The following is a 20,828-nucleotide window of genomic DNA, read 5'->3' as shown; positions in this document are numbered from 1 at the left end:
AGAGGGCTGGTAGGTAGCTATGGAAGAGCCGCGTCGCCTCGGCGGCCGGTACGAACTGGGCCAGGTGCTCGGGCGTGGTGGCATGGCGGAGGTCTACCTCGCGCATGACACCCGCCTCGGCCGCACCGTGGCGGTGAAGACGCTGCGCGCCGACCTCGCGCGCGACCCTTCCTTCCAGGCACGGTTCCGCCGGGAGGCCCAGTCGGCCGCCTCGCTCAACCATCCCGCGATCGTCGCGGTCTACGACACGGGCGAGGACTACATCGACAACGTGTCGATCCCGTACATCGTCATGGAGTACGTGGACGGCTCGACGCTCCGTGAGCTCCTGCACTCCGGCCGCAAGCTGCTGCCGGAGCGTGCCATGGAGATGACCATCGGCATCCTGCAGGGCCTGGAGTACGCCCACCGCAACGGCATCGTCCACCGTGACATCAAGCCCGCGAACGTCATGCTGACGCGCAACGGCCAGGTCAAGGTGATGGACTTCGGCATCGCCCGCGCCATGGGTGACTCCGGCATGACGATGACGCAGACCGCGGCCGTCATCGGCACCGCCCAGTACCTCTCCCCGGAGCAGGCCAAGGGCGAGCAGGTGGACGCCCGCTCGGACCTCTACTCCACGGGCTGTCTGCTCTACGAGCTCCTCACGGTCCGCCCGCCGTTCGTGGGCGACTCCCCGGTCGCCGTCGCCTACCAGCACGTACGGGAAGAGGCCCAGGCCCCCTCCGTCTTCGACCCCGAGATCACGCCCGAGATGGACGCGATCGTGCTGAAGGCGCTCGTCAAGGACCCCGACTACCGCTACCAGTCGGCCGACGAGATGCGCGCCGACATCGAGGCCTGCCTCGACGGCCAGCCCGTCGCCGCCACAGCGGCCATGGGCTCGGTCGGCTACGGCGGTTACCCCGACGACCAGCCGACCACGGCCCTGCGCTCCGACTCCGGCGCCGGCGCCACGTCGATGCTGCCCCCCATGAACCCGGACGACGGCGGCTACGGCTACGACGAGCGCCCCGACCGGCGCCGCGGGCAGCAGCGCAAGTCCAGCACCTCCACGATCCTGCTGGTGGTGGCGGGCATCCTCGTCCTGGTCGGCGCGATCCTCATCGGCCGGTGGGCGTTCAGCGGCGACGGCGCGAGCGACGACACCCTGCCGGCGCCCAACTTCGTCGGCGAGACCGAGCAGAACGCCCGCAAGCTGGCGACCAACTCCGACCTGGAGCTGACGTTCTCGAAGAAGCCCTGCGAGAACCAGGCCAAGGGCAACGTCTGCAGCCAGAACCCCGAGGCCGGCACGGACGTCCAGAAGGGGGACACCATCGAGCTGGTGGTGTCGACCGGGGCGCCGAAGGTGGCGGTGCCGAGCGTCGTCGGCCAGAGCCTGGACGACGCGCGGGCCAAGCTCGAGGGCGACAAGTACGAGTTCGAGGTCAAGACGAAGAGCAGGGTGTCCTCGGAGGACCCCGGCACCGTCCTGGAACAGGACCCGGAACTGGGCGCCGAGGTGGAGAAGGGCTCCACCATCACCCTCATCATCGCCAAGGCGGAGGCGAAGTCCACCGTCCCGGACGTGCTCGGCCAGAGCTGTGACGCGGCCAAGCAGCAGATGCAGGCGAGCAACCTCGTCGGCAACTGCACCGAGATCGAGACCGACGACGACAACCAGGTCGGCAAGGTCATCGCGACCACCCCGCAGGCCGGCACCTCCGTCGACAAGAACTCCTCGGTCACCCTGCAGATCGGCAAGAAGAAGCAGGAACAGCAGAAGACGCGCGTCCCGCAGGTCGTCGGCCAGACCGTCGCCCAGGCCAAGCAGACCCTGGCGGCGGCCGGCTTCACGAACATCCAGTTCGCCAACGGCAGCGACCAGAGCGACAACGCCCTCGTCACCGGCCAGGACCCCCAGGGCAACCAGGAGGTCGACAACCCGGCGGGCACCACGGTGACGCTCCAGACCGTCGGCTTCGGGGGCAACAACAACGGCGGCAACAACAACGGCGGCGGCGGCAACGGCGGCATCTTCGGCGGCCTCAACGGCGACGACTGACGCGACCGCCCGCTCACACGAAGAACCCCGGCACCCTCAGGGCGCCGGGGTTTTTCGTGGGGTGCCGCGACCGGGCGGGGTCAGCGCAGTTCCTTCGGCGGGGTCCGGTCCTCGTCGACCTTCTCGACGCGCTCCAGTTCGCCCCACACGACGTACCGGTAGGTGCTCGTGTACACCGGCGTGCACGTCGTCAGCGTGATGTAGTGGCCCGGCTTCTTCCGGCCGGACTCCTTCGGCACGTTCGAGAGGACCTTGACGTTGAACTTCGACGTCTCGGGAAGGATGGCGTAGGTCTTGTAGACGTACCACTTGTCCTTCGTCTCGAAGACGATCGGGTCGCCCTTCTCGATCCTGTCGATGTTGTGGAACTTGGCGCCGTGCCCGTCGCGGTGGGCGGCCAGGGAGAAGTTGCCGGGCTTGCCCGACATCGGCAGGGCCGACTTGACCGGTTCGGTGTAGTACCCGGCGACACCGTCGTTGAGGATCTTGTTCGAGGTGCCCTTCTCGACCAGGACCTCGTCCTTGCTCATCGCCGGCACGTGCAGGAAGCCGATGCCGTTCTTCGTGTCCAGCGCGCCCGGACCGCCCCGGCCGTGCGCCCAGTCGTCACGGACCTTGTCCGCCTGCTTGCCTGCCGCGCGGTCGGCGACGACGTTCGTCCACCACAGCGAGTAGACGACGAACAGGCCGAGGACCAGGCCCGCGGTGATGAGAAGTTCCCCGAAGAAGCTGACCACCCTGGCGATCGGGCCGGGGCGGCGGCGTGCCGCAGGCGGCCGGGACGCCGCGCCGGCGTGCTCTTCGTGCTCCGTGTCGGTGGTCGCTGCCACTGGTCATCTGCCCTTAATTGACGAGCGCATCCGGCTTGCCCTTGCTGCGCGGCCGTTCCTCGACCATCTTGCCCCAGACGATCATCCGGTACTTGCTGGTGAACTCCGGCGTGCACGTGGTCAGCGTGATGTAGCGGCCGGGCTTGGTGAACCCCGACCCCGCGGGGATCGGATTGAGGACGCTCGTGTTGCTCGGCGACGTCACCGGCAGGATCGAGGCCATCTTGTAGACGTAGTACTCGTCCTGCGTCTCCACGACGATCGGATCGCCCGGAGTGAGCCTGTTGATGTAGCGGAACGGTTCTCCGTGGGTGTTGCGGTGCCCCGCGAGCCCGAAGTTCCCGGTCTTGTCCCCGGGCATCGCGGTCTTCAGCGCGCCCTCGGCGTAGTGCCCGACCATGCCCCGGTCGAGCACGCCCTTGCTGCTGGTGCCCTCCGCGATCGGCACCACGACGTCCAGCTTCGGGATGTGCAGGATGGCGAAGCCCTGCCCCGGCTCGAAGGCGCCCGGGTTGCGCTTGCCGCTCGCCCAGTCGTTCTGGAGGCTGCTGGCCTCCTTGCCGGCCTGTGCGTGCGCCCGGACGTTCGTCCACCACAGCTGGTAGGTGACGAACAGCAGCATCAGCACACCGGTGGTGATGAACACCTCACCGATCGCCCGGCTGGCCACGACCGCCACGCCGGGTTTACGCGCCCGCGCCTGCCTGCGTGCCTCGACCCGGGACAGCGGCGCCCGAGCCCCTTCCCGGGCCGGAGCGGCCGTGGGGGCCTCCGCGGCGCTCCCATGACACCCGTGACGGCGCTTGGCGGCCTTTCTGCGGGCCGCCCGGCCGCCGGGGGCGGACCCGTCCCGCCCAGCGCGTGAAGCGGCCCGAGAGCCCGGTAGAAGGTCCCCGTCCGAGGGTGGCGGATCCGGCATCCGCAGCGCCACCGTCTCCTCGTCGACGGGCGGCAGAAAGGGCTGCCCGACTCCGGCGCCAACATCGATACCGGCACCGTATGGCTCGGCGTACGGATCCGGCTCCGGCACCGGCTGTGGTTGCGGCTGCGGCTGCTGCGGCGCATAAGGCTGGGGTCCCGGTGCGTAGGGCTGGGGCTCCGGGCCCCCCGGGTAGGCCTGTGCCTGCGCCTCTGGCGAGTACGGCGGTGTCTGCGGCTGCCGCCCCGGCCGCGGGGCCGCGCCGTACGCCCCGCCCGACCAGTCCTCCGACGCGCCCGGCACCCCGTACGACTGCTGCCCGTACGAGGTGCCGGACTCGCGCTCGGGGCGCAGCGCGGTCACGCCGTGGCCCTGCCCACCACCGGGGCGAGCCCGGCCGACCTCGCCACCGCGCCCTGGTCGCCGCACTCCACCAGCCAGTTGGCCAGCATCCGGTGCCCGTGCTCGGTCAGCACCGACTCGGGATGGAACTGCACGCCCTCGACCGGCAGTTCGCGGTGCCTCAGGCCCATGACGATGCCGTCGTGCGTCCGGGCCGTGACCTCCAGCTCGGCCGGGACCGTCGCGGGCTCGGCGGCCAGGGAGTGGTAGCGCGTCGCCGTGAAGGGCGACGGCAGCCCCGCGAAGACGCCCCCGCCGCTGTGCTCGACCAGCGAGGTCTTGCCGTGCAGCAGCTCGGGCGCCCGGTCCACCACACCGCCGTACGCCACCTGCATCGACTGCATGCCGAGGCAGACACCGAAGACGGGCACGCCGGTCGCGGCGCAATGCCGGACCATGTCCACACACACCCCGGCCTGCTCCGGCGCCCCGGGGCCCGGGGAGAGCAGGACCCCGTCGAAGCCGTCCTGCGCGTGTGCGGTCGAGACCTCGTCGTTGCGCAGGACCTCGCACTCGGCGCCCAGCTGGTACAGGTACTGGACCAGGTTGAAGACGAAGCTGTCGTAGTTGTCGACGACGAGAATGCGCGCGCTCACTGGTTGTCCACCGTCACATCGTTGAAGGGCAGCAGCGGTTCCGCCCACGGGAAGACGTACTGGAAGAGGACGTAGACCACGGCCACGACCAGGGCGAGCGAGATCACTGCCTTCACCCACGTGTTCCCCGGCAGATGCCGCCAGATCCAGCCGTACATGCCGTCCCTTCCGTCGTACCACGGCACCAGACCCACGCCGTACAGCCACCAGACTAACGGCGCAGCGCCTCAGGTTTCCCGGCCTCCACAGGCTGCGTGGAGACCGGGTGCGCCCGGACGATCACCCGGCGACTGTGCCCCCACTCGGGTTCGCGCGTGGTCAGCGTCAGATACCGGCCCGGACGCGTATACCCGGAAGGACGGGGGACAGGGTCGATCACCTCGATGTCCGAGGGCACTGTTCTGTACGGGCCTTTGTCGATCCGGACGTGAACCAGGTCGTGCCGTCGGTCAGCACCACCGCGTCCCCGCGCCGCAGCCTGGGGAAGTCCTCGGAGGAGTCGCCGTAGGTGCGACGGTGGCCTTGACCACTCCTCGCGGAGCAGGTCGATCTGGTCGTCCATGACGCCGTCGGCCCTCACACCGGTCCAGAACAGCGCGTGGACGACGAACAGCACGATCAGGGTGCCGGCGGTGACGCACGGTTCGCTGACGGTCCTGACGATCACGCGCACCGGCGACTCCCCCGGCCTGGGCTGCTACTCCACGGGCTTCGCGTAGTGCAGATCCACTGTGCCGGAGTAGCCGGGCAGCGTCACCGGGCCGTTCTCCTCGACTTTCCATCCGAGCCCGTAGACATTGACGTAGACCATGTAGTTCTGGATCGCCGGGGACGCGGCCAGGGCCTTCTGCAGCTTCGCGGGGTCGCCGACCGCCGTGATCTTGTACGGAGGGGAGTAGACGCGGCCCTGGAGGATCAGCGTGTTGCCCACGCAGCGCACCGCGCTCGTGGAGATCAGCCGCTGGTCCATGACCTTGATGCCCTTGGCCCCGCCCTGCCACAGCGCGTTCACCACCGCCTGCAGGTCCTGCTGGTGGATGACCAGGTAGTCGGGCTGCGGCTCGGGGTAGCCGGGCAGCTTGGCGGTGGCGTCCGGCGGGGCGTCGTTGAGCGTGACCGTGATCGAGTCGCCCGTGAGCTTCTGCGTGCCCGCGCGCTTCTCCAGGGCGGCGAGCTTCTCGTCCTCCGCCTTGGTGGAGCCGTCGTCCCGCTCGGCGAGCGCCTCTATGTCCTTGCGCAGGGCGCCGTTGGTCTCGTCCAGCTCGCCGTTCTCCCGGCTGCGCTCCTGGATGAGGTCGGACAGCTTCAGCAGCGAGGTGTCCGAGCGGATGTTGGTGCCCTTGGCGGTGTCGAAGCTGGTGAAGAAGATCAGCCCGGCGAGAGCGAAGACGGCCGCCGTGAGGATCCGCACGGGCCGGAAACGGCGCGCGTGCTGAGGGGTGGATCCCGTCCCGGGGGAGTCGGCAGAATTGCTCAACGTACCCTTATCTCCTTCGGCGCGGCGGAAGCACTACGCTAACGGACGCCCGGGGGAGCATTCGGAGTCCCCCAACGCTGCCCCGAGACCGACCCAGTTACCTGCGCGGCCACGCAGCGCATCGACAGGAGAGACCCTCGTGCCGAAGTCACGTATCCGCAAGAAGGCCGATTTCACGCCGCCGCCGGCGAAGCAGGCGACCGCGATCAAGCTGAACAGCCGCGCCTGGGTCGCACCGGTCATGCTGGCCATGTTCCTCATCGGCCTGGCCTGGATCGTCGTCTTCTACGTCACCGACGGCTCGCTGCCCATCGACTCGCTGGGCAACTGGAACATCGTGGTGGGCTTCGGCTTCATCGCCGCCGGATTCGGTGTCTCGACCCAGTGGAAGTAGCGCTCACCGGACGGTGAACGCAGCTCTGCCCAGGGCTGCTCGCTGAGTTATCCACAGCAGTTATCCACATGGGGAAAAGAAAGACGATCTGTGGATAACTCGTCGGGTGTTGACGCCGGTATGACGGAAGTACCGCGACTCGAAAACATGTTCGCCCCCTGCCTGACCTGCGGAAACGCAAGTCGGTGACAGGGAGCACATGTGTTCCCGCACACTGTGCACAAGATCCGCCACCCGCTGTGGACAACGGGTGCGCTCAGCTGAGCTGAGTCGTCCTCACCAGGGTCACCAGGACCACCACCGCCAGGACCAGGGCACAGCTGCCGTACTGGATCAGAGCGCGGCGCTCGCGCGGGGCGTGGACCATGGCGTACCCGACGGCAACGCCGGCGACGAGTCCGCCGATGTGGGCCTGCCAGGAGATGTTGAAGCCCGGGCTGAAGGTGAAGATCAGGTTGATCGCCAGCAGCGCGATGATCGGCCGCATGTCGTAGTTGAGCCGGCGCATCAGCACGGCCGTGGCGCCGAAGAGGCCGAAGATCGCGCCCGAGGCGCCCAGCGTGGCCGTGGTCGGTGAGGCCAGCAGATAGGCGAGCGCGCTGCCCGCGAGACCCGAGACGAGGTAGAGCGCGAGATAGCGCACCCGGCCCAGGGCCGCTTCGAGGGGGCCGCCGAGCCACCAGAGGCTGAGCATGTTGAACGCGATGTGCCAGATCTCCTGGTGGGTGAAGACCGACGTGACCATGCGGTACCACTCGCCTCCCGCCACGCCCTGGGTGGGGGTGAAGGGGGCGGGCGGCCAGGCGCCGAGCAGGACGAGGTCGTTCAGGAGCGACTCGTGGACCCGGACGGCGATGAAGACCGCCAGGTTGATCCCGATGAGGATCTTCGTGAGCAGGCGGGGGTCGGCGGCGACGCTGCCGCCCGCGAGTGTCCGGGGCATCGAGGCCGAAGGGGCGTGCCCGGTGCCGGAGCCGGTGCGGACGCACTCGGGGCACTGGAAACCGACGGAGGCGTTGACCATGCACTCGGGGCAGATCGGGCGTTCGCAGCGGGTGCAGCGGATGCCCGTCTCACGGTCCGGGTGGCGGTAGCACATGGGGACGCTGTGGGCGTCCTGCGGGCTGCCCGCAGCCTGCTCGTCCATGGGTTTCCCCTCGGTCGTGGTGAAAAAGCCCGCCCTGCTCATCCCTACGGATGAGCAGGGCGATTGGTTCCCTGCTGGGGTCTCGGTGGGCGCCTCAGCGGGTCTCGATCACGACGGACTCGATGACCACGTCGTTCAGCGGGCGGTCGGTGCGCGGGTTCGTCTGGGTGGTGGCGATGGTGTCCACCACCTTCTGGCTGGCCGCGTCGGTGACCTCGCCGAAGATGGTGTGCTTGCGGTTCAGCCACGCCGTCGGGGAGACGGTGATGAAGAACTGCGAGCCGTTGGTGCCCGGGCCGGCGTTGGCCATCGCCAGCAGGTAGGGCTTGTCGAAGCGCAGGTCCGGGTGGAACTCGTCCTCGAACTGGTAGCCGGGGCCGCCGGTGCCGTTGCCCAGCGGGTCACCGCCCTGGATCATGAAACCGCTGATCACCCGGTGGAAGACCGTGCCGTCGTAGAGCCTGTCCGTGGACTTCTGGCCCGTCTCCGGGTGCGTCCACTCCCGCTCGCCCTGGGCGAGCTCGACGAAGTTCTTGACCGTCTTGGGGGCGTGGTTCGGCAGCAGCCGAACCTCGATGTCGCCGTGGTTGGTCTTCAGGGTGGCGTAGAGCTGCTCAGCCACGATCTGCCTTCCGTTGTCTTTCTGTGACTCCCTGATCCTCGCATGGACGGGCCCCCGCGTCGTCCGACCTCCGTGCAGCGGGGGGAAACCCTCGGCGGAGGGTCGCAGAAAAACGGTCGAGTCGTCCCGGGGCAGGGGCGCGCGGCGACGATCCGTGGCATTGTCGTCGACAAGCTCCCGTTGCAGCCTATTCATCCGCTCTTGCGCGTGATCGGCACTGGATGCCGGTTTCCGTGACCCGGATGCACGCCCGCGCATGCCTGGTAGTGCTCCCGGAGGCATGATCCGTAAAAGGGTGGAAAGTCGAAATACCGTACGCCACCGAGGAGGAGGAACCCGTGACCCGCATCGACAGCGTGCGCGCCGCGACTGGTTCGGCGAAGGACAGCGTGCTGCACGCCGCGGAAGTGGTGGCGCCCTACGCCGACACGGCCAAGGACAGGGCCGCGCACTACGCACACGAGGCGCGCGTACGGCTGGCGCCCAAGGTGACGCAGGCCGCCGGGCAGGCACGTGTCCAGTACGGCGCCCATGTGCAGCCTTATCTGGAGCAGGCCCGCTCCCATGTACCGCCGAACGTCGACCAGGCCGCCCGCGAGGCCGCCGTCCGCACACGCAAGGCCGCCCGTCAGGCTGCGGAGTATTCCCGGCCGAGGCTGGAGCAGGCGATGGCCGCGGCCGTGCCCGTGACGACCGAGGCCGCGGCCCGCAGTGCCGCCGCGATGGCGGCGCTGCGCGGTCAGGTCTCGTCCAAGGAGATCCAGAAGCTGATCCGCCGGCAGGAACGGCGGGCGAGGGCCGGCAAGGCCGTGAAGACGCTGGTGATCCTCGGCGCCGTGGCCGGCGGCGCCTTCGCCGCGTGGAAGTGGTGGGACAAGCAGGCCAACCCGGACTGGCTGGTCGAGCCGCCTGCCGCGACCGAGGTCCCGGAGTCGGGTCGGCTGTCCGCCGTGGACGGCAGCGGCCAGTCGGCTCTGGACCCCGAGGTCGAGGCCAAGCAGGCCGAGGAGGAGGCCGCCCAGCGCGACGACCGTCCCTGAACGTCGCCGATCAACAGCTCGGCGGGGCGGGAGACTTGAGGACATCCCTTGGGTTCTCCCGCCCCGCCGCACTGTTTCACGTGAAACACCCGCCGCCCGGATCGCGAGGGCGCACGAAAAACGCCCCCCGGCTCTGCGTTTCCGCAGCTCGGAGGGCGTTTCGGAGTGGAGCCTAGGGGAGTCGAACCCCTGACATCTGCCATGCAAAATCACCTGCCCCCATGGGCGAGTGATTCCGAGGCGTTCCGAGTGGCTCCGAGTGCAGGTCAGGAGGGTTAAGCCCGATCCGCGCGAGCAACTCCGAGTCGTTCCGAGTCGTTCCGTGCGGTCGTTGTGGACTGGATGTGGATTCCAGTCCTGTAACCGGTCACGAGACGGCCCGCAGGTGGCGGGCGGTACGGCCGGCCTCCAGCGCCTGACGCAGCCGGTCCGCCGCGCCCTCCGTGCCATGGGTGTACAGCCACGTCACCCGGCCGCCGCGCTCCTGCCCCAGCATGAGCTGTACCTCCTTCTCGCTCACGCCCTGCGCGTGCAGACGGCTCGCCAGCGCGTGCCGGTAGTCGTGGAACCGCGGCCAGTACTCCTCGCGCCCCGTCTCCGGATTCTTGATGAGCCGTGCCAATCCCACTTCCTTGATCGCGGGAATCCAAATCCGGCGTCGGAAGTTGTTGCCCCGCAGGACACCGTCCAGGGTGGTTCGCTCCCCCTTCAGGACTCGAACCTCACCGGCCATCGGACCACGAAACACCAGTTCCTCGGGGCACAATCCGTCTTCGACGTCGGTCACCGAACTGGACGCCGGCAGGCGCTCCAGCATGAGCCGGGCCGCGTCGACGGCTGCGGCCGTCAGGGGGACCGTGCGGTACCCGGCGACCGTCTTGGGCATGCTCTGGCGGACGATGGTGCCTCGGTCGTCCACCAGGATGTGCCGCACCTCGGCGGTCTGCTCCTCCAGGTTGAGGTAGCAGGCGCGCAGGCCGCTGATCTCGCTCCATCGCATCCCGGTCTCGTGCGCGAAGTCCACGACAGGCTGGTACCACACGGGGACGGCCTCGCGGATCTCGGCGTACTGCTCCTCGGTCGGAGGCCGGAGATCGTCCGGGTGCTTCGTAGGGGCCTGTGCCGTGATGGTGACGGAGTCGAGCGGGTTCTTCGCGATCCGCTCATCCACGACCGCGTCGCGCATCAGCGCACGGAACAGCTCACGCACCTTCACCTGTGTGGCGTGGCCCTTGACTTCGGTCCGCATCCACGCCTGTACCTCGGTGTGGCGGATGGAGTTGAGTTTCCGCTGGCCCCACTTCGGCTCGATGTGACACGTCCAGGACGACAACTTCCTGTTGCGGGTGGTCGTCTTCCCGGGCTCGTGGCCGGGCCACCACTCCGCCCACCAGGCGGCAAGGGTGATCTCGCCGCGCTTGGGGTCCAGGTAGGTCCCGGCCCGGACCGCCTCCCTGATGCGGTCCAGGAAGGCATCCGCCTCCTTCTTTTTCGGGAAGTTCTTCGCTTTCTGCTGGCCCTCGGCGTCCCGGTAGCGGGCCTGCCACGAGCCGATGCAGTCCCGGCGGGGCCGGCGCTCGCCGTGGTCGGCGGGCGGGTATGCCTCCAAGCACTTCGAGCACCCGCAGCTCTTGCTGCGCAGTTGGCGGGGGTTGTTCTGAGCCCTACGCGGCATGGCGGCCCGCCTTCACCGTCGGGGCTTGCGTCCTACGCGCCAAGGTCCATCACCTCGTTCTGTCGCTGCTGGCTGGTGGGCGCGGGAAGGTCGATGGCCTCCCCGCACCAGCAGCGTGCACCGAACTCGGGCTGTACGACGTCCATTGCGTGCAGAACGGCCCGTATCGCGTGGAAGGTGAACAGGACGGTGGCGGCCAGGTCGGCAGGGATGGTGATCAGGTTCCTGGCGCGGTCCCACGGGTCGAAGATCTCGTGGCGTGGCGCGAACTGGACCCGAATGCACATGACACACTCCCCCGGGGACGGTTACACGGGTAGGTAGCTGTGATCGGCGGGGGAGGACGCCGAACGCGTCACCGAAGGTACCTGTGAGTGGTCGGAAGCGCGACCACTTGTTGACGGAAAACGCACCCAGCCTGACGAAAAGTGACGATGCCCGAGTAACAGAGACCGCGGATCCGGCCTGATGGTTGCACAGGCGCGGTGATTTTTCGTCAGCCCTGGCGGTCGTTGGCTTCCGCTACCGCGTTGGCCTGGATCAACAACATCTGCTGCTGTTCCTCGGTGAGCCGGTCGAAGACCTTCAGGACGGCTTCGCGCCGGTCGTCAGAAAGCGGGGCGGGTGACCGCTTTCCGGTGGCCGCGAAGAGGCGGGCCCGGTACCGGGGGAACGCTTCGGCCAGTTTGAGCAGTGCCGGCTCACGGGGGAACGCCTTGCCGTGAGCCCAGTTGTTCACTGTGGATACGTGGCTGCCGATCCGGTTGGCGATCTCGGTCTCGGTGAGACCGAGCTCATCCTTGATGGCGGCGAGGACCTGACCGAGGGTCTCGCTCGCTGCTGCCACGGGCTGGGGCTTCTCCACGCAGGCAAGGTTGCCCTGACCTTCTACTTTTCGCAAGCGAAAGTAGAAGCTTGGCGCAAAACTTAGCGGCGCGCGACTCCCTTGTCACGCGCCGTTGTGCGCGGCATATGCCTACGACTCTGGGCAGTCGTTCAAGTGCCCGACTTCCACCGAACCAAACACCCCAGCGCTCGGATCCCCTCGGAACCACTCGGAACGGCTGGTTGACAGGATTCGATTTCGAAAGTAGAAATATCGAAGCACCCCAACCGGGGCGCGAACCAGTCAAGGCACGAGGTCCCCATGCCCAAACTGCACCGGAAGCACGACGGCAAGCCCCTCAGAGACGCCATGGAGCGAGCCGGACTGTCGGGCCCAGAACTCGCCGAAGCGACGAAGGAAGTCGACCCCACAGGCAAGGGCGTCAGCGCCGCCACCGTGGGCCGCATAACAGGGCAGGGCGAGACCGCACGCGACCGCTGCGAGTGGACAACAGCCTGGCTCCTCGCCGAAGCGCTGCACCGGAGGACGAACGCCCCCCTCCAGGACCTCTTTGCCATGCCCGCATATTCGATTTCGAATATCGAAAGGTCAAGCCCTCATGCCGACGAAGAGTGACCGCCGCGTCCCCCTGCCGGCCGGCCTGGTCCCCCTGCTGACCCAGCCCGAGCTGGAGACCTACTACGGCGTCTCCGACTGGACCGTCCTCAAGTGGATCGAGGCCGGGATGCCCGTCGAACGGCTCCGGAGGACCGGCCAGAAGAAGGAGGTCCGCCGCTTCGACCTGAATGCCGTGAAGGCGTGGATGGCCGACCAGGACCAGATGGCCGCCGCCTCCTGACCCCTCTGAACGCGCCGAAGGGCCGCCCACCTTGCCCGGCTGACGGCCCCGCGACCGGCGCACCCCACCAACCAGAAAGTGAGGCCACCGTGGCCACATCATCCCCTATCTCTCAGCACGGCGCGGCTGTCGCGCTGGTGCAGCTTCTGAAGGAGTTCGGCGACCTGCCGCCGCTGTACTGGCAGGTCTCGAACCATGAGCGCTACCGGGGCGACCTGTACGGCTTCGCCTCGCTGCCCGACCCGCGGCCGGTCATGGCGGTGTGGGCGGAGGCCCTCGGCGCGACGGTGACGCAGTCCCAGTTCCCGTACACGAACGACGAGGTGTACGCCCAGTTTGCGGTGGAGACGCTGTGGCGGGATGTGCGGGTCCGGATCGTCATGTCCTGCCCGGCGGCCGTGCTCGCGTCGGAAACGGCGGTGGCGGCATGAGTGCCCCGCTGGTTGTGAACACCAAGGACGGCGTCTGCTGGACGCGCCGCGCGGTGACGTCGGGCGGGATCGCCCTGTACGCGCCGGAGTCGGTCAAGACCTGCCCGAACTTCGTGATGGCGACGCTGGCCGAGCTGGCCGAGCTGGCCGAGCACGGCATCGCGGGGTCAGCCGATGCGCTGCCGGTGCCCTTCGGCCCGCAGATGTCGGACTTCCCACCCCCGCCCCGGACCGAGCTGGAGAAGCTGCACAGCGAGAGGGCGCGCCTTCAGGGCCTCCTCGCTGAGGCGACCACCGACGCGCACCGTGCGCGCCGTGAGCGGGATCTGATCCGTGAGCGGGTGTCGGAGCCCTTCGGCTGCGCGCACTGCGGCGTGGAGAAGCGGTCGCACGGACGTCGGTACATCTCTGGTGCGGGGATGCACGCGTGGGAGCGGCCGTCGGACGAGCAGGTGAAGGACCGCATGCTGGCTCGTCGCGTAGCCCGTATGGCGTTGCCCTCGAACCTCAATCTGTGGGAGGAGGGGGCGGCTACAGCGGAGCTGCGCGCCCAGGTCACCGAGCTGGAGGCCCGCCTCGCGGAGTACGAGCGGCCGGCCGACGAGGACCCCATCGCGCTGGAGCTCACCGACAAGGCCGAGGTGTTCGTGCCGCGCACCGAGCGGGAGCGCTGGGTGAACATCGCCGACGCCCTGAACGCGGCGCATGCCGCCGGGATGCCGGTCGGTATCGACTTGGACGGCACGCTGACCGATCACCGGATGTGGTCGGTGGTGTGGGACCGGGACGCCGAGCGGTGGACGGTCGCCGGGTACGAGGACGACGCCGAGCAGGCCGTATCGGTGGAACTGCCGCCCGCCACGGTGCGCTGCGGATGCGGCCACCCCGGCAGCGAGCACCACCACGTGGGCGCGAAGTGCTGGGCCCGCCTGCCGCGCGAGCTGGGCCAGCCGGTCCGGATCTGCCCGTGTGCGGCGTTCGCTCCGGTCTCCGTGGACGAGTCCGCGGACCGGCTGGCTCGGTACATGGCGCCCACCGAGGGGGCCGAGTGATGGCCGCCGCGACCGTCGCCGAGTGGCTGACCGCCGCCGCGATCGGCACCGCCGGGTTCGTCCCGGGCGCGCTGCTGATCCTCGGCCTGGACCACGACCTCACCCCGCGCATGCCGCACATCAACGTCGCCCCGGTCGGGGCCGCCGTGGTCGACGCGGGGCAGTGGCTCCGCGTCCGCCTCGCGGCGCTGCTGCGGCTGATCGCGTTCCACATGGAGCCGCAGGGAGGCGCCCGATGATCCCCCGCCCGTACGAGCCGGACGACGAGCCCGAGATGGACGTGGCGGACGAGGTGGCCTACGCGGACACCGGCCGCCCGTGGGCGGCCCGGGCGATCCGGCACCCGTCGCACGCCGCGACCCGCCGCCACTTCGCGGCCAACCCGTTGCCGACGCAGCAGGACCGGAGGAGCGCGTGAACGCCCGCGACAAGCTGTATGCCTACGCCGGGACCCCGTCGGTGTTGCCGGAGAGCATGCTCGACGAGGCGCTGGACGCCTACCGCGCCGAGGTGCTCGCCGAGGAAGGGCTGCTGCCCAAGGCGGACGTCGTCACCTGGCTGACCAAGAAGGCCCGCGAGAACACACCGGTGTGGCAGCTCGCCTCGAAGGTCGAGCGCGGAGCCGTCCGCCCGGACAACCTGCGGATGCTGCCGCCGGACTTCTACGAGGCCGGTCACACCTACACCCACGTCGACGACGGAACGGACTGGCTGTTCCGCGTCGACACCGTCACCGCCCACCCCGAGCGCGGTGAGCGGACCGCGCTGGGGTGGCGGCACTTCAAGGGCCAGTGGGAGGCCATCGCCTACGACGAGGACGACTACGAGATCCACCTGTGCGTCGGCCTCATCGACATCACCGAGGGCGGTGAGGGCCGGTGAGCGCCTCGACGTCCAGCCGCGAGGCCCGTCTCGCGCAGCTCCTCGACGCCATCCGCACCCGCCCAGCCTTCCGATGGACGACCGGGTTCGTGCACGAGATGCGCCGCCGGTCCGGCGGCCCGCCGCAGCGGAACACCGCCCGCTGGGACCTCGTCGAGCTGGCCCGTCGTGGCCACCTCGTCGAGCACGGCCCGGCGAACGACCGCTTCTACACCCTCAAGACCAGGAAGGACGGCCGCTCATGACCGGCCCCGAGCACTACCGCGAGGCCGAGCGCCTCATCCGCAGCCTCAAGACCGACAGCGGCGCCGTGTACATCGAGCCCGGTAACGAGCAGGTCAGCGCCATCGCGCAGGTGCACGCCACCCTCGCGCTCGCCGCCGCCACCGCGATGAGCGGCACGAAGAACGGCATGGCCCCCGTGGACTTCAAGGCGTGGGATGCCGTCGCTGGTGTGCCGATGGACGGTGACGCCTGATGACGACCGTCGTGCAGGCCGGGGCTCAGGCCCCGGCCGCCGGCCCGGAACCCATCACCGATCCCGGCATCTACGAGATGACGAACGAGGAGTACCACTCGCACCGGTACGCCCTGTCGTCCAGCGGCGCCAGAAAGCTGCTGCCGCCGTCCTGCCCGGCGATCTTCCGCTACGAGCAGGACCACCCGCAGCCCGCCAAGAAGGTGTGGGACATCGGCAACGCCGCCCACAAGCTCGTGCTCGGCAACGGCCCCAAGCTGCGGAAGATCGAGCACGAGACCTGGAACACCAACGTGGCCAAGGCCGCGGTCACCAAGGCTCGTGAGGCCGGAGAGATCCCGCTGAAGCCCGCCGAGTACCAGCAGGTGCACGACATGGCGGACGCCCTGCGCCGACACCCCGTCGCCTCACTGCTGTTCGACCCCGAGCGCGGCACCCCCGAGCAGTCCTTGTTCTGGCGGGACGAGAAGACCGGCGTCATGCGCCGCGCCCGCCTGGACTGGCTGCCGGACCCGCGCTCCGGGCGCCTGATCATCCCGGACTACAAGACGTGCCGGTCGGCGAACCCCGAGAAGCTCGCGAAGGACATCGAGGAGTACGGCTACCACCAGCAGGACGACACGTACCGGTCCGGGGCGAAGGCCCTCGGGATCGCCGACGACGACGCCGCGTTCGTGTTCGTCTGCCAGGAGAAGACCGCACCGTACGTGATCACCGTGGTCGAGGTGAACGCGACCGCCCGCCGTATCGGCGCAGCCCGCAACCGCCGTGCACTCGAAATCTTCGCCCACTGCACCGAGACGGGCTACTGGCCCGGCTACAGCGACGACGTGGTGCCCCTTTCCCTGCCCCCGTGGGCCGAGACCCGTGACTCCCTGGAGTACTTGTGAACTACCCCGCCACCACCGACCACCAGTTCGCGGCCCCGGCCGCGCCGACGCCCGCGTTCGTCGGGCAGGGCACCGCGGTTGAGCAGTCCCGCGCGGTCGCCGAGGTGCAGGCCGCCGTCATCGTCGCCCGCCAGTTCCCGCGGAACGAGGCGCAGGCCATCCGCAAGATGGAGACCGCGTTCGCCCAGCACTCCCTCGCCGTCCGGTCGTTCTTCCGCTTCAGCCGCGGTACCTCCCGGGTGTCCGGCGAGACGATCCAGTTCGCGAAGGAGCTGGCGCGCTGCTGGACCAACGTCCACTACGGCGTTCACGAGCTGCGCCGCGACGACGCCAACGGCGAGTCCGAGATGCAGGCGTGGGCGTGGGACCTGGAGACCAACGAGCGCGCCTCCACCACGTTCATCGTGCCGCACACCCGGTGGACGAAGGACAACGGCGGCACGCGGCTGGAAGACCCGCGCGACGTCTACGAGAACAACTCGAACAACGGCGCCCGACGCCTCCGCGAGATGATCTTTTCGGTGCTGCCGGACTGGTTCCGCGAGCAGGCCAAGACGATCGCCACGAACACCGTGGAGAACGGCCAGGGCGACAAGCCCCTGTCGCAGCGCATCGCCGGATGCATCAACCACTTCGAGGGCCTCGGCGTCACGGTCGAGCAGCTGGAGGAGAACCGCGGCCGCAAGTCCGAGAAGTGGACGAACCTTGACCTCGGGCAGCTCCAGATCATCGCCGAGTCGATCCGCCGCGGTGAGGTCACCGTGGACGAGGAGTTCCCGCAGCAGCGGGTGACCGTCGCCGAGATCAAGCAGCAGCACACCGAGCAGCCGTCGGCCAGCACCACGGCCACGCCCGACGAGGGCAACACGCAGTGGCCGGCCACCCGCCAGCCGGGGACGGGGGCGGCCTCGTGAACGTCCGCCGCTGCCTGCGCCAGTTCGTCCGCCCGACCGGTCGCCGCCGCGCCCCGCGCCTCGTCGAGGAGACGGTGCCGCTCGCCGATCTCCTGCGGCCCACCGAGGCCTTGGTCACCGACCGGGCGTACTGCCCGGCGGAGGAGACCGACACGCTGCACGTGCTTCTCGCCACCGGGGGCCGCATCTGCTGGACGTGCCGGACGTACACCGACAGCCGCCCGCTGACGAGCGCACCCCGCCCGGACGGTGCGCCGTGAACGAGCCGAAGCCCTGCGGCACCCGAGCCGCCTACTACCGCCACCGCCGCCGCGGCGAAGTGCCCTGCGAGGCCTGCGTGCGCGGGAACACGGCGGCGAAGCGGAAGCCCGCCAAGCCCACCCCGTCCCGCAGGAAGCCGATCAAGCACGGCACCCCCGCCGGTTACAAGCAGCACCTCTACCGCGGGGAGATCGCGTGCGACGACTGCCTGGCGGCTGAGCGCGACAGGAACCGCGCGTACCAGGCGACCCGCCGCCAGGCCGCCCGGCGAGCGCGCAGATGACCGGCCGGGCCCCGGAGCCGTGCGACATCCCCGCCGACCACGACGGGGAGGTCCGCTTCTACGTCACCGGCTGGAAGTGCGACGCCCACTCGCCGTGGGCCGCGAAGGGACTGCGACGGCCGGCTCCGGGGCCCGGCGCCCTCTACACCTACCGCGCCGCGAGCGCGAACCACGACCACGAGAACGGACAGACCACATGAGCAGCCAGCCCGAGACCAAGCTCGCCGCCATCGACGGCCGCGATGCCCTCGCCTTCGTCATCATCCGCCCGGGGAGCACCGACGGCGGAGTGGCGATCGAGGCCGCCGCGAACGGCATGAGCAAGGAAAGCGCCGCCTACGTCCTGCGCCACGTCGCCGACCAGTTCGACGCCGACACCTCGACGAGCGGGCAGGCCCCCGAGATCTCCGCCGACGCCGCAGCGCACGTCCTGTTCCAGGAGCGGCTGGGCGGCTGGCCGCCGAGCACCTTCCCCACGAAGTTGCTGGACGCCTGGACCTCGGCCGACACGGAGAACGCCGAGCGCCTCGCCCTGGCCTTCCCCGAGTACGCCGCCGCCATCGCCCTCGTCCGAAGCGGCCAGAAGGGCGTCGAGCAGCTGCGCGCCATCGCCGGCGACTCCTGACCCGGCTCCGCCCGGGGCGACGACTCCCGCCCCGGGCGGCACCGCCGGAACGGTTCACCACCCGCACTGAAAGAAGCCACACATGCCTTGGGTCCGTCTCGACGACAGGTTCCCCTCCCACCGCAAGGTCGCCCTGCTGTCCGACCGCGCGTTCCGGCTGTACGTCTCAGCCCTGTGCTGGTCGTCCGAGAACCTGACCGAGGGCAGGATCCTCGACCGCGAACTCCCCCTCGTTGCCCCGCGGCTGCGTGGTGTGAAGGCCGCCGCCAAGGAACTGGAGACCGGCCGCCTATGGGACCGCATCGAGGGCGGGTGGGAGATCCACGACTACCTGGAGTACCAGCGGGACCGGGAGCAGGTGCAGGCCGAGCGGGCGGCGAACGCGGCCCGACAGAAGGCGTGGCGCGAGCGGAAGAAGGCGGAGAAGGAAGCCGCCCGTAACACCTCCCGTAACGGCGTGAGTAACGGCGTTACGCCCGACGCCGGAAGCGCCCCGGACGACGCGACGGCGACACGAACTCGACACGACGACGACACGACGAAGCTTCGTGCGCGACGTGAAGAAAGTGCAGAACCGCAGGTCAGCGAGTTTCGTAACGGCGTTAGTAACGGGACCCCGTCCTCTTCCCCATCCCAAGTACTTCCTTCGGAAGTACTTCCTCCCCCTTCCCCCTCCACGAACAGCGCGCCAAACGGAGCGGTTGAGGTCTCGGGGAGGGGGGAGATCCAACCCCTCATCGAGGCGATGGAAGCCCGCGGCATGAGCGTCAGCTGGAGCTTCAGCGCCGCCGAATGGATCGACCTCCGCGACGCCGTCCGACGAGCCGGCGTACCCGCCCTCGTCGACCACGCCGCCCGCGCCTGGCAAGCCGCCAAAACCCAGCCCTACAGCGCCCGCTACTTCCTCCGCGGCTGGACCGGCGTCCAAGCCCCCACCACCTGGACCGGCCCCCGCCCCGTCGCCCCACCCTCCGCCGCCTCCAACTACGTCGCCCAGATGGCCGCCATCGCCGAAGAACTCCGCCAGGGAGACACCGCATGAAGCCCGCCGAGATCCCCCAACTCCTCGCGCAGATCGCCCTCGCCGACCCCCGCGTCCGCCGCGAAGACCCCATCGAGATGCGCGCACAGATCCACATGTGGGCCGGCATCCTCGCCGACGTCCCCGCCGACTTCGCCTTGACGGCCGCGCAGGAGCACTACGCCACCTCCACCTGGCCGATCCTCCCCGCCGAGATCGCCACCCGCTGGCACGCCCTCGTCCGCGACCGCATGAACCGCGACATCGGCACCTTCGAACCCCCGCCCGGCCACGACCCCGACGACGTCCCCGGCTACCTCGCCGCCCTCCGCCAGCAGCGGCAAGCCGTCGTCCACGGCCAGGCCCCGCCCGCCGAAGTCCGCGCCATCACCGCCGGACCCGCCGCCGAAGAAGCCCGGCGCCGCGTCGCCCAGCTCGGCGACTACCTCACCACCGAGACCCGCCAGGCCCTCGCCCCCTACCGGCCCGTCGCCGCCGAACGCCTCCGCGCCGCACAAACCGGCCGCCCCGACGCCCTCGCCGTCCCCTGCCCCGTCGAAACCTGCCGCGCCGCGCCCGGCCAACCCTGCCAACGCCCCACCCGCCGAGGCGGACGCACACGCCTCAGCAACCCCCACCCCACCCGCATCGAGGCCTCCGCCCTCGCCACCACCGACCACGGAAGGCACACCGCATGAACACGCCCGCCGACCAGCCCAGCCCGCCCGACGTCGAACAGGCCCTCGTCGACATGGACCGCGCCATGCACGACCCTGCCCGCCGCAGCGACGCCATGGGCAACCTGTTCGCCGCCCTCGGCGCCGCCGCCCAGCAGCACGCCGCACAACACCGAGCCGCCCGCGAGGCCCTGCGCGCCGCCCGCAAGAACGACCCCGCCACCCGCGCCAACCGATCCCGAGGAGCCCAGCAGGGCTGGGAGAAGCGCCGTGCCCGCGAAGAGCGTGAGCGCCTCCTCGACGCGATCGACCACAGCCCCGTGCGTACCGGCCCCGTCTGCGACGAGATGAACCACAACTCCGTGGGCTCCGAGGTGTTCTGCCAGCTCGAACCCGGCCACGACGAGGACCACGACGACGACAACGGCACCACCTGGGAGCGCGAGGACTGAGCCGCCCCCGCCCCCACCACCGCCT

At 69.6% G+C, this 20,828-nt stretch carries 31 protein-coding genes and 1 pseudogene; 21 read left to right on the top strand and 11 right to left on the bottom strand.

The annotated features are described in order from the left end of the window. The first annotated feature begins 19 nt into the window (after positions 1 to 19). The gene (gene pknB, locus ABTZ58_RS03990; RefSeq protein WP_351350113.1) at positions 20 to 2,050 is read left to right on the top strand and encodes a Stk1 family PASTA domain-containing Ser/Thr kinase; all 2,031 of its coding nucleotides are present in this window, start codon (positions 20 to 22) and stop codon (positions 2,048 to 2,050) included. Between the two features lie 80 nt (positions 2,051 to 2,130). On the opposite strand, the gene ABTZ58_RS03985 is transcribed toward pknB, so the two are convergent. The 6 genes and pseudogenes from ABTZ58_RS03985 to ABTZ58_RS03960 form a co-directional block, all read right to left on the bottom strand. Then, a complete protein-coding gene (locus tag ABTZ58_RS03985) occupies positions 2,131 to 2,880 on the bottom strand; it encodes a class E sortase (protein ID WP_351350111.1) in 750 nt (249 codons plus the stop codon). 13 nt (positions 2,881 to 2,893) lie between these two features. Next, on the bottom strand, positions 2,894 to 4,162 hold the full coding sequence (locus ABTZ58_RS03980; RefSeq protein WP_351350109.1) for a class E sortase: 1,269 nt from the start codon (positions 4,160 to 4,162) through the stop codon (positions 2,894 to 2,896). Further along, positions 4,159 to 4,797: an aminodeoxychorismate/anthranilate synthase component II gene (locus tag ABTZ58_RS03975; RefSeq protein WP_351350107.1), complete on the bottom strand. Its 639-nt coding sequence runs from the start codon at positions 4,795 to 4,797 to the stop codon at positions 4,159 to 4,161. The genes ABTZ58_RS03980 and ABTZ58_RS03975 overlap by 4 nt, the downstream gene beginning before the upstream one ends. Next, positions 4,794 to 4,991 (bottom strand): hypothetical protein, encoded by a 198-nt coding sequence (locus ABTZ58_RS03970; RefSeq protein ID WP_179272487.1) that lies wholly within the window; start codon positions 4,989 to 4,991, stop codon positions 4,794 to 4,796. Before ABTZ58_RS03970 ends, ABTZ58_RS03975 begins: the two co-directional genes overlap by 4 nt. A gap of 17 nt (positions 4,992 to 5,008) precedes the next feature. Next, positions 5,009 to 5,470 (bottom strand): annotated as a pseudogene (locus tag ABTZ58_RS03965) (sortase domain-containing protein). Between the two features lie 24 nt (positions 5,471 to 5,494). Then, the gene (locus tag ABTZ58_RS03960; RefSeq protein WP_351350105.1) at positions 5,495 to 6,274 is read right to left on the bottom strand and encodes a DUF881 domain-containing protein; all 780 of its coding nucleotides are present in this window, start codon (positions 6,272 to 6,274) and stop codon (positions 5,495 to 5,497) included. A 139-nt stretch (positions 6,275 to 6,413) separates the two neighbouring features. On the opposite strand from ABTZ58_RS03960, the gene crgA reads away from it, so the two are divergent. After that, a complete protein-coding gene (crgA, locus tag ABTZ58_RS03955; RefSeq protein WP_309096459.1) occupies positions 6,414 to 6,668 on the top strand; it encodes a cell division protein CrgA in 255 nt (84 codons plus the stop codon). Positions 6,669 to 6,924: 256 nt separating this feature from the next. On the opposite strand, the gene ABTZ58_RS03950 is transcribed toward crgA, so the two are convergent. Together ABTZ58_RS03950 and ABTZ58_RS03945 are read right to left on the bottom strand one after the other, a co-directional pair. Further along, on the bottom strand, positions 6,925 to 7,815 hold the full coding sequence (locus tag ABTZ58_RS03950) for a rhomboid family intramembrane serine protease (protein WP_351350102.1): 891 nt from the start codon (positions 7,813 to 7,815) through the stop codon (positions 6,925 to 6,927). 94 nt (positions 7,816 to 7,909) lie between these two features. Next, positions 7,910 to 8,437, bottom strand: coding sequence for a peptidylprolyl isomerase (locus ABTZ58_RS03945; protein WP_309096457.1), 528 nt, complete (start codon positions 8,435 to 8,437; stop codon positions 7,910 to 7,912). A gap of 338 nt (positions 8,438 to 8,775) precedes the next feature. Here ABTZ58_RS03945 and ABTZ58_RS03940 point away from each other — a divergent pair, with 338 nt between their 5' ends. Continuing rightward, positions 8,776 to 9,477 (top strand): DUF5324 family protein, encoded by a 702-nt coding sequence (locus ABTZ58_RS03940; RefSeq protein WP_351350100.1) that lies wholly within the window; start codon positions 8,776 to 8,778, stop codon positions 9,475 to 9,477. A gap of 367 nt (positions 9,478 to 9,844) precedes the next feature. Here the strand turns inward: ABTZ58_RS03940 and ABTZ58_RS03935 are convergent, their stop codons facing one another. The 3 genes from ABTZ58_RS03935 to ABTZ58_RS03925 all read right to left on the bottom strand — a co-directional run bounded on the left by ABTZ58_RS03935 (position 9,845) and on the right by ABTZ58_RS03925 (position 12,017). After that, the gene (locus ABTZ58_RS03935; protein ID WP_351350098.1) at positions 9,845 to 11,086 is read right to left on the bottom strand and encodes a tyrosine-type recombinase/integrase; all 1,242 of its coding nucleotides are present in this window, start codon (positions 11,084 to 11,086) and stop codon (positions 9,845 to 9,847) included. 98 nt (positions 11,087 to 11,184) lie between these two features. After that, positions 11,185 to 11,439 carry a hypothetical protein gene (locus tag ABTZ58_RS03930; RefSeq protein ID WP_351350096.1) on the bottom strand — a complete coding sequence of 85 codons (255 nt, stop codon included), beginning with the start codon at positions 11,437 to 11,439 and terminating at the stop codon, positions 11,185 to 11,187. Between the two features lie 209 nt (positions 11,440 to 11,648). Beyond that, the gene (locus ABTZ58_RS03925; protein ID WP_351350094.1) at positions 11,649 to 12,017 is read right to left on the bottom strand and encodes a helix-turn-helix domain-containing protein; all 369 of its coding nucleotides are present in this window, start codon (positions 12,015 to 12,017) and stop codon (positions 11,649 to 11,651) included. Between the two features lie 282 nt (positions 12,018 to 12,299). Between ABTZ58_RS03925 and ABTZ58_RS03920 the strand changes: the two genes are divergently transcribed. The 18 genes from ABTZ58_RS03920 to ABTZ58_RS03835 all read left to right on the top strand — a co-directional run bounded on the left by ABTZ58_RS03920 (position 12,300) and on the right by ABTZ58_RS03835 (position 20,803). Then, entirely contained in the window at positions 12,300 to 12,614 is a 315-nt protein-coding gene (locus ABTZ58_RS03920) for a helix-turn-helix transcriptional regulator (protein WP_351350092.1), read from the top strand. Then, complete coding sequence (locus ABTZ58_RS03915) at positions 12,598 to 12,837, top strand: hypothetical protein (RefSeq protein ID WP_351350090.1); 240 nt, start codon at positions 12,598 to 12,600, stop codon at positions 12,835 to 12,837. Before ABTZ58_RS03920 ends, ABTZ58_RS03915 begins: the two co-directional genes overlap by 17 nt. Positions 12,838 to 12,974: 137 nt before the next feature. Further along, on the top strand, positions 12,975 to 13,268 hold the full coding sequence (locus ABTZ58_RS03910; protein ID WP_351350088.1) for a hypothetical protein: 294 nt from the start codon (positions 12,975 to 12,977) through the stop codon (positions 13,266 to 13,268). After that, positions 13,265 to 14,320, top strand: coding sequence for a hypothetical protein (locus ABTZ58_RS03905; RefSeq protein ID WP_351350086.1), 1,056 nt, complete (start codon positions 13,265 to 13,267; stop codon positions 14,318 to 14,320). The genes ABTZ58_RS03910 and ABTZ58_RS03905 overlap by 4 nt, the downstream gene beginning before the upstream one ends. Then, positions 14,320 to 14,559 carry a hypothetical protein gene (locus tag ABTZ58_RS03900; protein WP_351350084.1) on the top strand — a complete coding sequence of 80 codons (240 nt, stop codon included), beginning with the start codon at positions 14,320 to 14,322 and terminating at the stop codon, positions 14,557 to 14,559. The genes ABTZ58_RS03905 and ABTZ58_RS03900 overlap by 1 nt, the downstream gene beginning before the upstream one ends. Then, positions 14,556 to 14,738: a hypothetical protein gene (locus ABTZ58_RS03895; protein WP_351350082.1), complete on the top strand. Its 183-nt coding sequence runs from the start codon at positions 14,556 to 14,558 to the stop codon at positions 14,736 to 14,738. The genes ABTZ58_RS03900 and ABTZ58_RS03895 overlap by 4 nt, the downstream gene beginning before the upstream one ends. Further along, complete coding sequence (locus ABTZ58_RS03890) at positions 14,735 to 15,202, top strand: hypothetical protein (RefSeq protein ID WP_351350080.1); 468 nt, start codon at positions 14,735 to 14,737, stop codon at positions 15,200 to 15,202. The genes ABTZ58_RS03895 and ABTZ58_RS03890 overlap by 4 nt, the downstream gene beginning before the upstream one ends. Next, positions 15,199 to 15,447, top strand: a complete 249-nt coding sequence (locus ABTZ58_RS03885; protein ID WP_351350078.1) for a hypothetical protein — start codon at positions 15,199 to 15,201, stop codon at positions 15,445 to 15,447. Before ABTZ58_RS03890 ends, ABTZ58_RS03885 begins: the two co-directional genes overlap by 4 nt. Then, the gene (locus tag ABTZ58_RS03880; protein ID WP_351350076.1) at positions 15,444 to 15,680 is read left to right on the top strand and encodes a hypothetical protein; all 237 of its coding nucleotides are present in this window, start codon (positions 15,444 to 15,446) and stop codon (positions 15,678 to 15,680) included. Before ABTZ58_RS03885 ends, ABTZ58_RS03880 begins: the two co-directional genes overlap by 4 nt. Beyond that, the gene (locus ABTZ58_RS03875; protein ID WP_351350074.1) at positions 15,680 to 16,570 is read left to right on the top strand and encodes a PD-(D/E)XK nuclease-like domain-containing protein; all 891 of its coding nucleotides are present in this window, start codon (positions 15,680 to 15,682) and stop codon (positions 16,568 to 16,570) included. The genes ABTZ58_RS03880 and ABTZ58_RS03875 overlap by 1 nt, the downstream gene beginning before the upstream one ends. Then, a complete protein-coding gene (locus tag ABTZ58_RS03870; protein WP_351350072.1) occupies positions 16,567 to 17,484 on the top strand; it encodes a hypothetical protein in 918 nt (305 codons plus the stop codon). The genes ABTZ58_RS03875 and ABTZ58_RS03870 overlap by 4 nt, the downstream gene beginning before the upstream one ends. Continuing rightward, positions 17,481 to 17,744, top strand: coding sequence for a hypothetical protein (locus ABTZ58_RS03865; RefSeq protein ID WP_351350070.1), 264 nt, complete (start codon positions 17,481 to 17,483; stop codon positions 17,742 to 17,744). The genes ABTZ58_RS03870 and ABTZ58_RS03865 overlap by 4 nt, the downstream gene beginning before the upstream one ends. Next, on the top strand, positions 17,741 to 18,028 hold the full coding sequence (locus tag ABTZ58_RS03860) for a hypothetical protein (RefSeq protein WP_351350068.1): 288 nt from the start codon (positions 17,741 to 17,743) through the stop codon (positions 18,026 to 18,028). Before ABTZ58_RS03865 ends, ABTZ58_RS03860 begins: the two co-directional genes overlap by 4 nt. Further along, positions 18,025 to 18,228, top strand: a complete 204-nt coding sequence (locus tag ABTZ58_RS03855) for a hypothetical protein (protein ID WP_351350066.1) — start codon at positions 18,025 to 18,027, stop codon at positions 18,226 to 18,228. Before ABTZ58_RS03860 ends, ABTZ58_RS03855 begins: the two co-directional genes overlap by 4 nt. Next, a complete protein-coding gene (locus tag ABTZ58_RS03850) occupies positions 18,225 to 18,653 on the top strand; it encodes a hypothetical protein (RefSeq protein ID WP_351350064.1) in 429 nt (142 codons plus the stop codon). Before ABTZ58_RS03855 ends, ABTZ58_RS03850 begins: the two co-directional genes overlap by 4 nt. A gap of 82 nt (positions 18,654 to 18,735) precedes the next feature. After that, positions 18,736 to 19,695 (top strand): hypothetical protein, encoded by a 960-nt coding sequence (locus ABTZ58_RS03845; RefSeq protein ID WP_351350062.1) that lies wholly within the window; start codon positions 18,736 to 18,738, stop codon positions 19,693 to 19,695. Further along, on the top strand, positions 19,692 to 20,372 hold the full coding sequence (locus tag ABTZ58_RS03840; RefSeq protein WP_351350060.1) for a zinc finger domain-containing protein: 681 nt from the start codon (positions 19,692 to 19,694) through the stop codon (positions 20,370 to 20,372). Before ABTZ58_RS03845 ends, ABTZ58_RS03840 begins: the two co-directional genes overlap by 4 nt. Continuing rightward, the gene (locus ABTZ58_RS03835; RefSeq protein ID WP_351350058.1) at positions 20,369 to 20,803 is read left to right on the top strand and encodes a hypothetical protein; all 435 of its coding nucleotides are present in this window, start codon (positions 20,369 to 20,371) and stop codon (positions 20,801 to 20,803) included. Before ABTZ58_RS03840 ends, ABTZ58_RS03835 begins: the two co-directional genes overlap by 4 nt. Positions 20,804 to 20,828: the final 25 nt, after the last annotated feature.

Origin of the sequence: Streptomyces sp. NPDC094143 (genome assembly GCF_040303825.1) — a bacterium.
Classification (GTDB): domain Bacteria; phylum Actinomycetota; class Actinomycetes; order Streptomycetales; family Streptomycetaceae; genus Streptomyces.
Note: the sequence above shows the minus strand (reverse complement) of the source record. Positions and strands in the feature narration are given on the sequence as shown.

Coding starts and splice junctions, on each gene's coding strand:
- pknB (WP_351350113.1), top strand. CDS start 20: ATGGAAGAGCCGCGTCGCCTCGGCGGCCGGTACGAACTGGGCCAGGTG.
- ABTZ58_RS03950 (WP_351350102.1), bottom strand. CDS start 7,815: ATGGACGAGCAGGCTGCGGGCAGCCCGCAGGACGCCCACAGCGTCCCC.
- ABTZ58_RS03930 (WP_351350096.1), bottom strand. CDS start 11,439: ATGTGCATTCGGGTCCAGTTCGCGCCACGCCACGAGATCTTCGACCCG.
- ABTZ58_RS03920 (WP_351350092.1), top strand. CDS start 12,300: ATGCCCAAACTGCACCGGAAGCACGACGGCAAGCCCCTCAGAGACGCC.
- ABTZ58_RS03915 (WP_351350090.1), top strand. CDS start 12,598: ATGCCGACGAAGAGTGACCGCCGCGTCCCCCTGCCGGCCGGCCTGGTC.
- ABTZ58_RS03905 (WP_351350086.1), top strand. CDS start 13,265: ATGAGTGCCCCGCTGGTTGTGAACACCAAGGACGGCGTCTGCTGGACG.
- ABTZ58_RS03900 (WP_351350084.1), top strand. CDS start 14,320: ATGGCCGCCGCGACCGTCGCCGAGTGGCTGACCGCCGCCGCGATCGGC.
- ABTZ58_RS03895 (WP_351350082.1), top strand. CDS start 14,556: ATGATCCCCCGCCCGTACGAGCCGGACGACGAGCCCGAGATGGACGTG.
- ABTZ58_RS03880 (WP_351350076.1), top strand. CDS start 15,444: ATGACCGGCCCCGAGCACTACCGCGAGGCCGAGCGCCTCATCCGCAGC.
- ABTZ58_RS03875 (WP_351350074.1), top strand. CDS start 15,680: ATGACGACCGTCGTGCAGGCCGGGGCTCAGGCCCCGGCCGCCGGCCCG.
- ABTZ58_RS03855 (WP_351350066.1), top strand. CDS start 18,025: ATGACCGGCCGGGCCCCGGAGCCGTGCGACATCCCCGCCGACCACGAC.
- ABTZ58_RS03850 (WP_351350064.1), top strand. CDS start 18,225: ATGAGCAGCCAGCCCGAGACCAAGCTCGCCGCCATCGACGGCCGCGAT.
- ABTZ58_RS03845 (WP_351350062.1), top strand. CDS start 18,736: ATGCCTTGGGTCCGTCTCGACGACAGGTTCCCCTCCCACCGCAAGGTC.
- ABTZ58_RS03840 (WP_351350060.1), top strand. CDS start 19,692: ATGAAGCCCGCCGAGATCCCCCAACTCCTCGCGCAGATCGCCCTCGCC.
- ABTZ58_RS03835 (WP_351350058.1), top strand. CDS start 20,369: ATGAACACGCCCGCCGACCAGCCCAGCCCGCCCGACGTCGAACAGGCC.